This is a genomic window from Streptomyces sp. NPDC126510 (assembly GCF_040302345.1).
GTDB lineage: Bacteria > Actinomycetota > Actinomycetes > Streptomycetales > Streptomycetaceae > Streptomyces.
On the sequence record NZ_JBEORR010000002.1, the window covers coordinates 250,105 to 265,315 of the forward strand.

The window sequence follows — 15,211 nt, forward strand, 5'->3', positions numbered from 1 at the left end:
GTGCCGGCGCCCATTCGGGTGACCGGCACCGGTTTTCGCGTGTCGCTGAGGCACCCTTGACTCGATCATGCTCTGTCATGAGCCTGGCATCTGTTCGCTGCTGTGGCGGACCCACGCTAGGGGGGTTCATGAGACGAAGAGCGAGATCGATCCTCGCTGTCGGCGCGCTCCTGATCGGCGGAGCGAGCTTCGCGCCCATCGCCCAGGCACAACCGGGGAGCTCCAACCCGTCCGACCCGGAGGAAGTCAAGGTCTTCCGGGCCGACGTCGACCAGAAGCAGGTACCCCTGCTGCTGGCGGCCGGTCAGGACGGTCACGAACTGAGCGAGCGGGTGCCCGAGAAGGGCACCGCCACGGTCGAGGTCTATCTGACGGACCAGCAGGCGAAGAAGCTGGAGAAGCAGGGCGTCGACCTCACCGAGCACCAACTCTCCACCCGGGCCGTGGCCCGGGTCGAGGACGCCGCCGAGGGCGTGTTCCGCCCGTACAGCGGCAAGGGCGGCCTGCGGGAGGAACTCCTGCGCACCGCCCAGGAGAACCCGGACCTCACCAAGGTCGTCTCCATCGGCAAGACGATCAAGGGCCAGGACATCCTCGCGCTGAAGCTCACCAAGGGCGCGAAGAAGACGAAGGACGGCTCCAAGCCCTCGGTCCTCTACATGTCCAACCAGCACGCGCGCGAGTGGATCACGCCGGAGATGACCCGGCGTCTGATGCACCATTACCTGGACAACTACAAGAAGGACCGGCGCGTCAAGAAGATCGTCGACTCCACCGAACTGTGGTTCCTGCTTTCGGCCAACCCCGACGGCTACGACTACACCTTCGCGGACCCCGCCAACCGCCAGTGGCGCAAGAACCTTCGGGACGTCAACGGCGACGGTGCCATCACCACCGGCGACGGCGTCGACCTCAACCGCAACTTCGCCTACAGGTGGGGCTACGACGACGAGGGCTCGTCCCCCAACCCCACCAGCCAGACCTACCGCGGCGCGGGCCCGAACTCCGAGCCGGAGACCAAGGCCCTGGACGCCTTCCAGAAGCGGATCGGCTTCACATACGGCATCAACTACCACTCCGCCGCCGAACTTCTCCTCTACGGGGTCGGCTGGCAGGTGGCCACGCACACGCCGGACGACGTCGTGTACGAGGCGCTCGCCGGCACCCCCGAGAACTCCGCGATCCCGGGCTACCACCCGCAGCTCTCCTCCGAGCTGTACACCACCAACGGTGAAGCGGACGGCCACGCGGCCAACGTCAACGGCCTGGCGATGTTCACCCCCGAGATGTCGACCTGCCAGACGGCCTCGGACCTCAACCCGAACGACGAGTGGAAGGCCTCCGACTGCCAGTCGGTCTTCACCTTCCCGGACGACGAGAAGCTGATCCAGCAGGAGTTCGCGAAGAACGTCCCGTTCGCGCTCTCCGTCGCCGAGTCCGCCGGACACCCCGACCGGCCGTCCTCGCCGGTCGGCCTGAGCGCCGCCGACTTCACCCCGGCCGCGTTCACCACGTCGTACTCCCGCGGCGCCGACCAGGAGGTCTCCGTCGTCGTACGGAAGTCGGTGCGCGACAAGGAGCTCAGGTACCGCGTCAACGGCGGCCGCACCTGGGACATGGCGCTCAAGCCCTGGAAGGGCGGCGAGACCTACGGCGGTGAGGACAACCTCTACTTCGACGAGTACCGGGCGAAGGTCAAGGACGGCGAGCCGGGCGACAAGGTCGAGGTGTGGTTCACCGGCGAGGCGAAGAACGGCAAGAAGCTCTCCAGTGAGCGCTTCACCTACACCGTCGCCGAGCGGCCCCGGGCGAACACCCTCGTCGTCGCCGAGGAGGGCGTCGCCGCCACCCAGGCGCAGACGTACGTGGACGCGCTCAAGGCGAGCGGCCGCAAGGCGGTCGTCTGGGACGTGGCCGAGCAGGGGGCACCGGACGCTCTGGGCGTGCTGAGCCACTTCGACACCGTCGTCCACTACACGGGCGCGAGCGTCCCGGGCAACGCCACCCAGCTCCGACTGCGGGCCTACCTCAACGAGGGCGGCCGGCTGATCGAGGCCGGCGAGCAGGCAGGCGGCAACGTCGACCTCGGCGGCGGCGCGCTGTCGAACGACTTCAGCCAGTACTACCTGGGCGCCTACACCCGCACCGCCACCCCCGGAGCCACCGGCTTCACCGGCTCCGGCGACCTGAGCGGCGTCACCAGCCCGCTGGGCGCCGCCCCCGGCAACCCGCTGGACAAGGCCGGGACCTACAGCGTCACCTCCGACGAGCTGCGCACCGACACGTTCCCGCAGTTCGCGAGCAAGGGCGCCGGGCGGTTCGCCGGCACGGCCAGCCCGTACGGCCCGTACGCGGGCTCCTCGATGGCCGCCGCCGTCCACACCGACGACGCCTACAAGCGCCTCACCCGCACCGTGGACCTCACCGGTGTCACCGGGGGCGACAAGCCCACCCTGCGTACCCAGCTGCTGTGGGACACCGAGCCCGGCTACGACCACGCCGTCGTCGAGGCCCGCACCGCGGGCGCCGACGACTGGACGACCCTTCCCGAGGCGGGCGGCGCCACCAGGACCGCCGTGCCGACCGAGTGCGAGGGCGGGTTCTACGTCAACGAGCACCCCTGGCTGAAGCACTACCTGACCGTGGCGGCCGACGGCTGCACCGCGACCGGCACCACCGGCACGTGGAACAGCCTCACCGGCGCCTCCAACGGCTGGCAGCAGGTGAACTTCGACCTGAGCCCCTACGCCGGCAAGACGGTCGAGCTCTCCATCAGCTACATCACCGACCCGGGCAGCGGCGGGCGAGGCGTCCTCGCCGACGACGCCTCGCTCGTCGTCGGCGGGACGGCGACGGAGACCGAGGGCTTCGAGACCTCGCTCGGTGCCTGGAAGGTGGCCGGACCGCCCGCGGGCAGCCCGGCCGTCCTCAAGGACTGGGCCCGCACCGGCGCCCTGTTCCAGACGTACGGCGCGGTCACCACGGACGACACCGTGCTGCTGGGCTTCGGCCTGGAGCATGTCACCGCCGCGGCCGAGCGGGCGGCGCTGATGAGGAAGGCACTCGCTTCCCTCGACGGGTGAGTTCCCTGGTCAACAGGGAACCCGTGCGGTAGCGAAATCGAGTGATCTTGCTCGCGGCGGTGGGCGGTCCGTACCCCTACTGGCGGGTACGGACCGCCCTGCCGTGTATGAGGCATCTGGATGTCACCACCGGCCCTCCAGGGAGGTAGGGTCGTAGGCGGTCGGGGACATCCCAAACAGAGCTCGCCGGCACTTCATGGCCGGCGTACCAACGAGGAGATCGGTTCGTGACGATCCGCGTAGGCATCAACGGCTTCGGCCGCATCGGGCGTAACTACTTCCGCGCGCTCCTGGAGCAGGGTGCAGACATCGAGATCGTGGCTGTCAACGACCTGGGTGACACCGCGACCACCGCTCACCTGCTGAAGTACGACACGATCCTGGGCCGCCTCAAGCAGGAGGTCACCCACACCGCCGACACGATCACGGTCGACGGCAAGACCATCAAGGTCCTGGCCGAGCGCAACCCCGCCGACATCCCGTGGGGCGAGCTGGGCGTCGACATCGTCATCGAGTCGACCGGCATCTTCACCAAGAAGGCCGACGCCGAGAAGCACATCGCCGGTGGCGCGAAGAAGGTCCTCATCTCGGCTCCGGCCAAGGACGAGGACGTCACCATCGTGATGGGCGTCAACCAGGACAAGTACGACCCGGCGAACCACCACGTCATCTCCAACGCCTCCTGCACCACCAACTGTGTGGCGCCGATGGCGAAGGTCCTCGACGAGAACTTCGGCATCGTCAAGGGCCTGATGACGACGGTGCACGCGTACACCAACGACCAGCGCATCCTGGACTTCCCGCACAAGGACCTGCGTCGCGCGCGTGCCGCCGCCGAGAACATCATCCCGACCACCACGGGTGCCGCCAAGGCCACCGCGCTGGTCCTGCCGCAGCTCAAGGGCAAGCTGGACGGCATCGCGATGCGCGTCCCGGTCCCGACCGGCTCGGTCACCGACCTGGTCCTGGAGCTCGGGCGCGAGGTCACCAAGGAAGAGGTCAACGCCGCCTTCCAGAAGGCCGCGGAGGGTGAGCTCAAGGGCATCCTCGAGTACACCGAGGACCCGATCGTCTCCTCCGACATCGTGAACGCTCCGGCGTCCTGCACCTTCGACTCCTCCCTGACCATGGTCCAGGAGGGCAAGAGCGTGAAGGTCATCGGCTGGTACGACAACGAGTGGGGCTACTCCAACCGTCTCGTCGACCTCACGGTCTTCGTCGGTAACCAGCTCTGATCGAATAGTCAGGCACCACGGTGTGAGAGCAGGGCTCGGGCAGCGCGCGGTAGCGCTGCCCGAGCCCTGACTCACGTACAGATCAGAGCTGTTCGATCACGAGCGCTTACGAGCGATCACGAGCTCTTTCAGGAGTCCCCTTCATGAAGACGATCGACGAACTCCTCTCCGAGGGAGTGGCGGGCAAGCGGGTCTTCGTCCGCGCCGACCTGAACGTGCCGCTGGACGGCACGCGCATCACCGACGACGGCCGTATCCGCGCCGTGCTGCCCACGGTCAAGGCCCTCGCCGACGCGGGCGCCCGGGTCGTCGTCGCCTCCCACCTGGGCCGCCCCAAGGGCACCCCGGACCCCGCCTTCTCCCTCGCCCCGGCCGCCGCGCGCCTCGGTGAGCTCCTCGGGTCGGACGTGGCCTTCGCGACCGACACGGTCGGCGAGTCCGCCCGGGCCACCGTCGCCGGCCTCGCCGACGGCCAGGTCGCCCTCGTCGAGAACCTGCGCTTCAACGCCGGTGAGACGAGCAAGGACGACGCCGAGCGCGGCGCCTTCGCCGACCAGCTCGCCGCCCTCGCGGACCTCTACGTCGGTGACGGCTTCGGCGCGGTGCACCGTAAGCACGCCTCGGTCTTCGACCTTCCGGCCCGCCTGCCGCACTACGCCGGTTACCTCATCGCCACCGAGGTCGGCGTCCTGAAGAAGCTCACCGACGACGTCAAGCGGCCCTATGCCGTCGTCCTGGGCGGCGCCAAGGTGTCCGACAAGCTCGCCGTCATCGACCAGCTGCTCGGCAAGGCCGACCGCCTGCTCATCGGCGGTGGCATGGTCTTCACCTTCCTCAAGGCCAAGGGCCACGAGATCGGCTCGTCCCTGGTCCAGGAGGACCAGCTCCCGGTCGTCCAGGAGTACATCGAGCGCGCCGAGAAGAGCGGCGTCGAGCTGGTCCTGCCCGTGGACGTCGTGGTCGCGCCGGAGTTCCCGGACCTCAAGACCAAGGCCCCGGCCAAGCCCAGCACGGTCGCCGCGGACGCCATGCCGGCCGGTCAGATGGGCCTGGACATCGGCCCCGAGTCCCGCAAGCTCTACGCCTCGAAGATCGCCGACGCCGCCACCGTCTTCTGGAACGGCCCCATGGGCGTCTTCGAGCACCCCGATTTCGCCGAGGGCACCAAGGCCGTCGCCCAGGCTCTCCTCGACTCGAAGGCCTTCACGGTGGTCGGCGGTGGCGACTCCGCCGCCGCGGTCCGCATCCTGGGCTTCGACGAGAACGCATTCGGCCACATCTCGACCGGTGGTGGCGCCTCCCTCGAATACCTCGAGGGCAAGACGCTCCCCGGCCTCGCCGCACTGGAGGACTGACCCCATATGAGCACGCGCACGCCGCTGATGGCGGGCAACTGGAAGATGAACCTCAACCACCTCGAGGCCATCGCACACGTCCAGAAGCTCGCCTTCGCCCTGGCCGACAAGGACTACGAGGCCGTCGAGGTCGCCGTCCTGCCGCCCTTCACCGACCTGCGCTCCGTGCAGACCCTGGTCGACGGCGACAAGCTCAAGATCAAGTACGGTGCCCAGGACATCTCGGCGCACGACAGCGGTGCCTTCACCGGCGAGATCTCCGGACCCATGCTGGCCAAGCTGAAGTGCACGTACGTGGCCATCGGCCACAGCGAGCGCCGCCAGTACCACGCCGAGACCGACGAGCTGGTGAACGCCAAGGTCAAGGCCGCGTACAAGCACGGCCTGACCCCGATCCTGTGCGTCGGCGAGGAGCTGGAGGTCCGCGAGGCGGGCAACCACGTCTCCCACACCCTCGCCCAGGTCGAGGGCGGTCTGAAGGACCTCCCCGCCGAGCAGGCCGAGACCGTCGTGATCGCCTACGAGCCCGTGTGGGCCATCGGTACCGGCAAGGTCTGCGGCGCCGAGGACGCCCAGGAGGTCTGCGCGGCGATCCGCGGCAAGATCGCCGAGCTGTACTCGCAGGACCTGGCCGACAAGGTCCGCATCCAGTACGGCGGCTCGGTCAAGGCCGGCAACGTCGCGGAGATCATGGCCCAGGCCGACATCGACGGCGCCCTGGTCGGCGGCGCCTCGCTGGACGCCGACGAGTTCGTCAAGATCGTGCGCTTCCGCGACCAGTGAGTATGCGGTAGCGGCGATCCGTCGTACCCTTGCGGGGTCCAGCACCGTGCTGGGCCCCGCGTCGTCCATCCGAATCCGAGGAAGTTGGTCCAGCCGTGGTTTTGGGGTTCTCGATCGCCCTGATCGTCTTCAGCCTGCTGCTGATGCTGCTGGTGCTGATGCACAAGGGGAAGGGCGGCGGCCTCTCCGACATGTTCGGTGGCGGCATGCAGTCCTCCGTCGGCGGCTCCTCGGTCGCCGAGCGCAACCTCGACCGGATCACCGTCGTGATCGGTCTGCTGTGGTTCGCGTGCATCGTCGTGCTCGGCATCCTGATGAAGGTGAACAACTGACCGAGCCGCAATCCGCACGGACTCGTACGTAGGGCCCCATGTTCGGTACGCGCAGCTGAGCGCGGCCTATCATGGGGCTTGCGTCTAGGTGTGAGGGTTGTAACTCCAATCACTGGACGCGCGTTGGGCCTTACGTAGACTGAGGCGCTCGCGGCGAAGCGGAACGCCGACTCGCTTCGCGGCACCATCACGCAGGGAGTTACGACCGTGGCAAGTGGCAACGCGATCCGGGGAAGCCGGGTCGGGGCGGGGCCGATGGGCGAGGCCGAGCGCGGCGAGTCCGCGCCGCGGCTGCGCATCTCCTTCTGGTGCTCCAACGGACACGAGACCCAGCCGAGCTTCGCCAGCGACGCGCAGGTGCCGGACACCTGGGACTGTCCCCGCTGCGGCTTCCCGGCGGGCCAGGACCGGGACAACCCGCCGGACCCGCCGCGTACCGAGCCCTACAAGACCCACCTGGCGTATGTGCGGGAGCGGCGCAGCGACGCGGACGGCGAGGCGATCCTCGCCGAGGCGCTCGCCAAACTGCGGGGCGAGATCTAGAAGTCGAGACCGGCCGGGCACCAGCGGGTGCCCGGCCGGAACTGCCTCGGCGGGGCCCCTACTGCCCCGGCACAGCTCGGTGCCCGGCCGACCCTGCCTCGGCACCAGCAGATACCCGGCAGACACCGCCTCCTCGCCGCCACCGCCGGCCGATTGTCAGTGGCGCCCTCTACGGTTTGTGCATCGGACGAACCATGAGGGGGAGCGGTGGCGACGGTCGAGGTGGGGAGCGTGCGCGCGCCCGCGTGGCGAGGTGGCTTCGGGCGGTTGTGGGGTGCCGCTGTGCTGTCCAGCTTCGGCGACGCGCTGCGCACGGCCGCACTGCCCCTGCTGGCCGTCACCCTGACCGACGATCCGCTGCTCATCGCGTCCGTCACGGCGTGCGGCTATCTGCCCTGGATCGTCTTCGGCCTGCTCGGCGGGGCCGTCGCCGACCGCGTGGACCAGCGGCGGGCCATGTGGATGGTCGACGCGTTACGCGGGCTGCTGGTCGCCGCCTTCGCGGTCGCCGTCGCACTCGGCCACGCCTCGATCGGCCTGCTCATCGCGCTGGCCGTCGCGCTCACCACCCTGCAGACCCTCTTCGACAACGCCGCCACGGCGCTGCTGCCCACCCTGGTCGACCGAGGCGCGCTCGGCGGCGCCAACGCCCGGCTGATGACCGGTCAGCGCATCGCCGGCGGACTGCTCGGCGGCCCCGTCGTGCCCCTGCTGCTGGCAGCCGGGACGGCCGTACCGTTCGCGGCCGACGCCGTGACCTTCCTCGTGGCCGCCGCACTGATCGCCTCCCTGCCGGCGGCCGAGCCCGACCGCGAGCCGAGACCCGCCGGCAGCACACTGCGGCGGGAGATCGCCGAGGGTCTGCGCACCCTGTGGCGCGATCGCGCGCTGCGCGCCCTGTGCACCGCCACGGCCCTGTGCAACATCGGCATGGGCACCCAGCTCGCCATGCTGGTAGTCCTCGTCACCGACTGGCTCCGGGCGGGCCCCGCGGGATACGCGGCGGCGGGCACCGCCTTCACCCTGGGCAGTCTGGCCGGGGGAGTGGTGAACAGCCGGCTGGTGGCGCGGCTCGGCCGGCTGCGGTCGGTGCTGCTCGCCGGCTCGGTGCAGACCGCGCTCCTCGTCGTCATGGGCACCGTGCGCAGCCTGGCCGTACTGGTGGGCGCGCTGGCCCTGTTCGGGCTCCTGGGCATGGTGTGGAACGTCAACACGACGACGCTCATGCAGGAGCGCAGCCCCGCCGGGCTCCTGGGCCGGGTCAGCTCGGCCTTCCGGACCCTGGCCTTCGCCGGAGTCCCCGTCGGCGCCCTGCTGGGCGGAGCCGTCGCCGCCGCCTGGGGGCCCAGCACCCCGCCCCTGCTCACGGCCGCCTTCTTCGTCCTCGCCGTCATCGCGCTGATACCCGTGCGCACGGTGAACGTATCTGTTGTCGAGCCGGAGGACGGCGCCACGCCAGCCGACGTCACACGCTGATCAACTAGGTTGGGACCGGCAGCGGGGCAAGGTACGCAGGCAGGACAGGAAAGAAGGCTGAAGTCCGAGATGAACGCAGACGGCCGTACCAGACTCAACCAGATGCCTGAGTGGACGGCACTGGCCAAGCACCGTGAGGAGCTCGGCGACGTCCGGTTGCGCGAGCTGTTCGCCGCCGACGCCGGCCGCGGCACCGGGTACACCCTCCGGGTCGGCGACCTGTACGTCGACTACTCCAAGCACCTCGTCACCGACGACACCCTGCGACTGCTGCGCGAACTGGCCGTCGCCACCGACGTGTTCGGGCTGCGCGACGCCATGTTCCGCGGCGAGAAGATCAACACCACCGAGGACCGGGCCGTGCTGCACACCGCGCTGCGCGCCCCGCGGGACGCCGTGATCGAGGTCGACGGTGAGAACGTGGTGCCCGCTGTGCACGCGGTGCTCGACAAGATGGCGGACTTCGCCGAACGGGTGCGGTCGGGCGAGTGGACCGGCCACACCGGCAAGCGGATCCGCAACGTCGTCAACATCGGCATCGGCGGCTCCGACCTCGGCCCCGCCATGGCGTACGAGGTGCTGCGCGCCTTCACCGACCGCTCCCTGACGGTGCGTTTCGTGTCCAACGTGGACGGCGCCGACCTGCACGAGGCGGTCCGGGACCTGGACCCGGCGGAGACCCTGTTCGTCATCGCCTCCAAGACCTTCACCACCATCGAGACGGTCACCAACGCCACGTCCGCGCGCTCCTGGCTGCTGGACGCGCTCGCTGACGACGCCGCCGTCGCCAAGCACTTCGTGGCACTGTCGACGAACGCCGAGAAGGTCGCCGAGTTCGGCATCGACACGGCCAACATGTTCGAGTTCTGGGACTGGGTCGGCGGCCGCTACTCCTACGACTCGGCGATCGGCCTGGCCCTCATGATCGCCATCGGCCCGGACCGCTTCCGGGAGATGCTCGACGGGTTCCGCATCGTCGACGAGCACTTCCGGACGGCGCCCGCCGAGTCCAACGTGCCGCTGCTGCTGGGCCTGCTGGGCATCTGGTACGGCAACTTCCACGACGCCCAGTCGCACGCGGTGCTGCCCTACAGCCACTACCTGTCCAGATTCACCGCCTACCTCCAGCAGCTCGACATGGAGTCCAACGGCAAGTACGTCGGCCGCGACGGGCGCAAGGTCGAGTGGCAGACGGGCCCGGTCGTCTGGGGCACACCCGGCACCAACGGGCAGCACGCCTACTACCAGCTCATCCACCAGGGCACGAAGCTGATCCCCGCGGACTTCATCGGCTTCGCCCGGCCGGTAGCCGAGCTGAGCGAGCAGCTGAAGGCACAGCACGACCTGCTGATGGCCAACTTCTTCGCCCAGACGCAGGCGCTCGCCTTCGGCAAGACCCCCGAGGAGGTGCGGGCCGAGGGAGTGCCGGAGGAACTGGTGCCGCACAAGACGTTCCGGGGCGACCACCCGACGACCACGATCCTCGCGCCCGAGCTGACGCCGTCCGTGCTCGGCCAGTTGGTCGCCCTCTACGAGCACAAGGTGTTCGTGCAGGGCGCCGTCTGGAACATCGACTCCTTCGACCAGTGGGGCGTGGAGCTGGGCAAGGTCCTCGCCAAGCGCGTCGAGCCCGCGCTGACCGGGGACGCCGACGTCGAGGGCCTGGACGCCTCCACACAGGCGCTGGTCGCCACGTACCGGGAGCTGCGCGGCCGGCGGTGAGGATGGCCGGGAGGGGGAGGCGGGCGGCAGCGCGCCGGACGGGAAGTCGAGCGGCGGCGCGCCGCCCGCCTCCCGTAGACTCCCGGACGATCATCACGGCGAGTGCTCGGGGGAGCGCGAAGTGGCACGCACACGCGGCAGTTGGACCGGCGGCACCCTGACGGCGGGGTCCGTCCTGAAACCCCAGGACGTGGCCCGGGCGGTGTTCCACCCCGCCTGGATCCCGCAGCCGCTCGACCCGTCCGTGGAGCGTCTGAAGAGGTTCCGTGTCATCGCCGGGGCGGTCGCCTCGCTCGGTGTCTACACCTTCGTCGAGGGCGGCTTCGACCTCACGGAGCTGCTGGAGAACGCGATGACGGCCTCGGTCGTCCTGCTCTTCCTCACCCCGCTCACCGTCGGGGCGATGCTGTGGGTTTGGCGGCGCGGCGGCACCGTACGGCAGTTGCGGACGCCGCTGCTCAGGTCCCTCGCGCTGCTCGTGCTGTTCGTCGGCTGTGTGGCCGCCGTGCTGCTGCTGGTGCGGACGGTGAACGCGTCCGCGAGCATCGCCGCGATCATCGGGTTCGGCATGACGATGCTGTGGCTGCTCGCCTTCACGGCCTCCGGAGCCGTGCGGGTCTCGGGCAACTTCTTCGGTACGGCCGCGGTCCACCGCTGCCTGCCGCCGCTGCTCGCCATGGTGACCAGCTGGCTGGTGGCCGTCCCGGACCTCGTGACCGGTGATCTGCACGGGCTCAGCCTCACCCTGGGCATCGTCTTCATCCTGGGCGCGCCGCTGACGGTCACCGCCATCGCGCTGCTGGAGATGCGGCGGCTCAAGCGGAGGTACGGAATCCGGCTGAACACCCATCCGGCGACACACCCTCCCGTGCCCGGGCCGGTCCCGCCGATGCCCCCGGCGGGCTCGCCCCACGTGCCGCCGCAGGGGAACCCGTACGGGCACCCCTACGCGCCGAACGGGCAGCACCCGTACGCCCCGCACCCCCAGGCCCCGTACGCCCCGCACCCCCAGCCCCCGTACCACCCACAGCACCCGTACCGGGGCTGACCCCCCGCGGGGGCGGTACCGGCGTCAGGCCACCGCGCTCAGCGTGTCCGCGAGGCGCCGCCGGGCAGCCCGGGCCGCGGGGAGGGCGGCCAGCGCGGCGGCGCAGAGCACCGCCGCCGCCCCGAGCAGCACCATCAGGATCGCCGAGGGCCCCTGGGCGATCCCGGAGCCGATGCCGCTGGACCGGCCCTGGACGTCGATCAGCCACCGGGCGAGGGGCAGGCCGAGGGCGATGGCGGCGAGGACGGCCGCCAGGGCCGTGAGACCGGTGGCCATGACCGTGATCGCCGTGATCTGCCGGGGCGACAGACCGATGGCCTTCAGGGCCAGCAGATCCCGTTCACTCTCCCGGACGGTGCCGCCGATCGCGGTGAGCAGTTCGATGAGCCCGATGAGGGCGAGCACGGCGATCAGCCAGGCGACGACCGCGCGCAGCGGGGACAAGCCGTCGGCCGGATTGGCCACCGGGTGCACGTCCAGGTGGCCGCGCCCCGCTGCGGCGAGCCGGTCGGCGACCTCCCGCGGGTCGGCGCCGGGGTCCAGGCGCAGCTCGTAGAGGGTCGGGCGGAGCCCCGGGTTGTTCTCGCGGAGGGTGTCGAGGGACGTGGAGATGACCCGGCCGGCGTTCTCCGGCTCGATGCTGCGGCCCACGATGTGCAGGATCTGCGGCTGGTCGCCGACGGTCATCCGGACCCAGTCGCCCACGCGCACGTCCAGCAGGTCGAGCAGCCCCTGTCCGGCCACGGCCTCGTCGGTGCCGCGGGCCGGACGGCCCTCGGCGAGGGTGTAGGGGTAGGGATCCTGCCGGGTGCCGAGGCCGCGCAGGGCGATGGTCGCGGTCTGGCTCGGGCCCAGGGCGGCCGTCTCGACGCCCGGGTAGGCGGCGGCCACCTGCGGGTCGCTCTCCAGGAGGGAGCGGGCCTGCTGTTCGCCCATCCCGGCGTCGGCGCGGACGCTGAGCGTGGTGGGCAGGCCGATCCGTTCGGGCTCGCTGTGGAAGCGGTCGAGGGTGGTCCAGGCGCTCACCGCCACGACGATCAGCAGCAGGGGAAGCGTGAGCCGGGCGACGGTGGCCAGGGACCGGGGGCGGCGCGTGAACGCCCTGTGCCACCCCAGCACCAGCGCGGGCGGAACCCGCACGCCGAGGGCCCGGCGTGCCACGCCGGACAGCCGTCCGCCCGGGGTCGCGGCGGATCTCGGCACCGGTACCGGCGGCACGCGCCCGGCCCGCCAGGCGGCCAGCCCGGTGGTCGCGCCGATGAACAGCACCGCGCCCACCGGCACCACGAGCAGCGCCGCCGTGTGGCCGGGCAGCCCCTGCCACACGCCGACCGCGTCCCCGAGCCGCCCGGGGATCCGGCTGCCCAGGGCCTCGGCCAGCGCGGCGGCGGCCAGGGCACCCAGCAGGGCGTAGGCGAGGTGCTGGAGCAGGAAGATGCGGACCACCTGGCCGGGGGTGAAGCCGATGGCCTTCAGGACGGAGAGGTCGCGCAGGTGCCCGCGGATGCGGGTGCCGATCGCCCCGTGCACGGCGAGTCCGGCCGCGACCAGCGCACCCAGCCCGAACAGGCCCAGCACCTGACCGAGCAGCCTGTTGTCGCCCTGCGCCTCGGCCCGCGCCTGCTGCCAGGTGGAGACCTCCCCGATCGTCCCGGACCCCAGTACCGTCACGGCGCGCTGGACGATGTAGGAGGTGTCACCCGGGTCCGTCAGCCGCAGCCCGATCACCTGGCCGCCGGGGTCCGGCACGGCCGACGGCAGTGCCCACACCAGGCCCGGCTGCTCACCGGGCCGGTAGCGCGGTTCGGCGCTGTCGGCGAGGCCCACGACGGTCAGCTCGCGGGCGGTGCCGGGCACGTCGAGGGTGTCGCCGGGCCCGGCCAGCAGGGCACGGGCGAGGCGGCTCTCCAGGACCACGCCGCTGGGATGCGACGGGTCCAGCCAGTGCCCGGAGACCAGCGGCGGGCGGCCGTCGGAGGACCGTTCCGGCATACCCCGCAGTTCGACGGCGGCACGGCTGCCGCGCGTGGAGACGGTGGTGGCGGCGCTGGGATAGGGGCCGACGACGGATTCCACGCCGTCCAGACCGGCCAGCTTCCCGGTGTCGGCCGCCGTGTCGGTGTGCAGCCACACATGCGCGCCGTGCGACTGCGTGAAGACGCGCTGCCAGGGGTTGGTCGCGTAGCCGAACAGGGCCGTGGCCAGCAGCAGGGAGGCGACGATGCCCGCGGTGGCGAGGACGAGGAACAGCGCCTCGCCGCGGTGCGTGCGCAGATCGGAGTGGGCCCAGCGCAGGGTGGCTCGCATACGGGTCAGCCCTTCCGGGGATCGTCGTGCACCCGCATGTCAGTCCTTCAGCTCCAGCACACCCGATATACCGGAGCGGCGCGGCGGGGTGGTGCCGCCGTCGAGTGCCGCGTCGTCGGCGATCCTGCCGTCGAAGAAGCTGATGACCCGGTCCGCGGCGCTCGCCAGCCGGGCGTCATGAGTGACCAGCACGATCGTTTGGCCGCGCTGGTGGAAGCGGGACAGCAGCCGCATCACCTCGCGGGTGCCCTTGCTGTCGAGGCTGCCCGCGGGCTCGTCGGCCAGCAGTAGCGGCGGGTGGTTCACCAGGGCCCGGGCCAGGGCGACGCGCTGCTGCTCACCGCCGGACAGCTCGCCCGGCATGCTGCGCTCCTTGCCCGTCAGGCCCAGCTCGGCCAGCAACGCCTCGCGCTCGGTGCGCGCCTGCTTCGGCGGGGTCCCGGCGAGCAGGGCGGGCAGCTCCACGTTGTCGGCGACGGACAGGTTCGAGACGAGGTTGAAGAACTGGAAGACGATGCCGATGCGCTTCCTGCGCTCCACCGCCCAGCGGGCCTCGCCGTAGGTGTCGGTGGACTCGCCGTCGAGCCAGATGCGGCCCGCGTCCGGCCGCTGGAGTCCGCCGAGCAGATGCAGCAGCGTCGACTTGCCTGCACCGGACGGGCCGGTGATCGCCACGAACTCGCCCTGCCGTACGCACAGGTCGACCCCGCGCACGGCGTGGGCCGGGGCGCCCTCACCGTGGTGGGTCTTCACCAGCCCCTCGGCGCGCAGCACAGGAGCGGGACGGTCGTCGCTCACTCCAGCTCCTCCAGCTCTTCCTGGCACCGCTCCAGCCAGTCGAGGTCGGCCTGCAGGTGCAGCATCGCGCCCTCGATCAGCAGCTGGGCGATGCGGTTGTCGCGGTCTTCGGCGGCGGCCAGCTTCGACAGCTGCCGCATGGTGTTCAGGTATTGGCGCCGCTGCTGGTTGATCAGGGTGATCTGCTCGGCGAGGCCGGTCTGCGGAGCGAGCGCCAGCTTCATGAAGAAGTCGTCCCGCACCCGTGGCTCGTCCTCGGGCTCCTCGAACCAGGCGCGCAGCGCCTCCCGCCCGGCGTCGGTGAGGTGGTAGACCTTTTTATTGGGCCGGCTGGACTGCGCCACGTCCTCGCCCTCGATCAGTCCCGACTTCTCGAGGCGGCCGAGGGTCACATAGATCTGGCCGACATTCGGCTGAGGGTACGCGGAGCCCAGCAGTTGCTCAAGGTCCTGCTTGAGCTCGTAGCCGTGGGCGGGTCCGCGGGCGAGGAGTGCCAGGAGGTGCAGGCGCACGCGTGCAGTCCTCCTGT

The 15,211-nt window shown here is 70.7% G+C and carries 12 protein-coding genes; 9 read left to right on the plus strand and 3 right to left on the minus strand.

Features of this window, described 5'->3' with window-relative positions; genetic code table 11:
• Window positions 1–128 precede the first annotated feature (128 nt).
• From ABTX60_RS03070 to ABTX60_RS03110, 9 genes are all read left to right on the plus strand, one after another.
• A complete protein-coding gene (locus ABTX60_RS03070) occupies window positions 129–3,083 on the plus strand; it encodes a M14 family metallopeptidase (protein ID WP_352095337.1) in 2,955 nt (984 codons plus the stop codon).
• A 227-nt stretch (window positions 3,084–3,310) separates the two neighbouring features.
• On the plus strand, window positions 3,311–4,318 hold the full coding sequence (gap, locus tag ABTX60_RS03075; RefSeq protein ID WP_344456782.1) for a type I glyceraldehyde-3-phosphate dehydrogenase: 1,008 nt from the start codon (window positions 3,311–3,313) through the stop codon (window positions 4,316–4,318).
• 143 nt (window positions 4,319–4,461) lie between these two features.
• Window positions 4,462–5,673, plus strand: a complete 1,212-nt coding sequence (locus ABTX60_RS03080; RefSeq protein WP_352095338.1) for a phosphoglycerate kinase — start codon at window positions 4,462–4,464, stop codon at window positions 5,671–5,673.
• A 6-nt stretch (window positions 5,674–5,679) separates the two neighbouring features.
• On the plus strand, window positions 5,680–6,456 hold the full coding sequence (gene tpiA, locus ABTX60_RS03085) for a triose-phosphate isomerase (RefSeq protein WP_033310745.1): 777 nt from the start codon (window positions 5,680–5,682) through the stop codon (window positions 6,454–6,456).
• 95 nt (window positions 6,457–6,551) lie between these two features.
• The gene (secG, locus tag ABTX60_RS03090) at window positions 6,552–6,788 is read left to right on the plus strand and encodes a preprotein translocase subunit SecG (protein ID WP_094052663.1); all 237 of its coding nucleotides are present in this window, start codon (window positions 6,552–6,554) and stop codon (window positions 6,786–6,788) included.
• A gap of 207 nt (window positions 6,789–6,995) precedes the next feature.
• The gene (locus ABTX60_RS03095; RefSeq protein WP_003957010.1) at window positions 6,996–7,331 is read left to right on the plus strand and encodes an RNA polymerase-binding protein RbpA; all 336 of its coding nucleotides are present in this window, start codon (window positions 6,996–6,998) and stop codon (window positions 7,329–7,331) included.
• Between the two features lie 207 nt (window positions 7,332–7,538).
• Window positions 7,539–8,807: an MFS transporter gene (locus ABTX60_RS03100; RefSeq protein WP_352095339.1), complete on the plus strand. Its 1,269-nt coding sequence runs from the start codon at window positions 7,539–7,541 to the stop codon at window positions 8,805–8,807.
• A gap of 69 nt (window positions 8,808–8,876) precedes the next feature.
• Window positions 8,877–10,529 carry a glucose-6-phosphate isomerase gene (gene pgi / locus ABTX60_RS03105; protein WP_352095340.1) on the plus strand — a complete coding sequence of 551 codons (1,653 nt, stop codon included), beginning with the start codon at window positions 8,877–8,879 and terminating at the stop codon, window positions 10,527–10,529.
• 121 nt (window positions 10,530–10,650) lie between these two features.
• Window positions 10,651–11,577: a hypothetical protein gene (locus tag ABTX60_RS03110; protein WP_352095341.1), complete on the plus strand. Its 927-nt coding sequence runs from the start codon at window positions 10,651–10,653 to the stop codon at window positions 11,575–11,577.
• Window positions 11,578–11,601: 24 nt separating this feature from the next.
• Here ABTX60_RS03110 and ABTX60_RS03115 read toward each other — a convergent pair whose 3' ends face one another.
• Genes ABTX60_RS03115 through ABTX60_RS03125 form a run of 3 tightly spaced genes read right to left on the minus strand, consistent with a single transcriptional unit; the run spans window position 11,602 to window position 15,194 of the window.
• A complete protein-coding gene (locus ABTX60_RS03115; RefSeq protein WP_352095342.1) occupies window positions 11,602–13,884 on the minus strand; it encodes an ABC transporter permease in 2,283 nt (760 codons plus the stop codon).
• Window positions 13,885–13,923: 39 nt separating this feature from the next.
• On the minus strand, window positions 13,924–14,682 hold the full coding sequence (locus ABTX60_RS03120; protein ID WP_352095343.1) for an ABC transporter ATP-binding protein: 759 nt from the start codon (window positions 14,680–14,682) through the stop codon (window positions 13,924–13,926).
• Complete coding sequence (locus ABTX60_RS03125; protein WP_352095344.1) at window positions 14,679–15,194, minus strand: PadR family transcriptional regulator; 516 nt, start codon at window positions 15,192–15,194, stop codon at window positions 14,679–14,681. The genes ABTX60_RS03120 and ABTX60_RS03125 overlap by 4 nt, the downstream gene beginning before the upstream one ends.
• Window positions 15,195–15,211 lie beyond the last annotated feature (17 nt).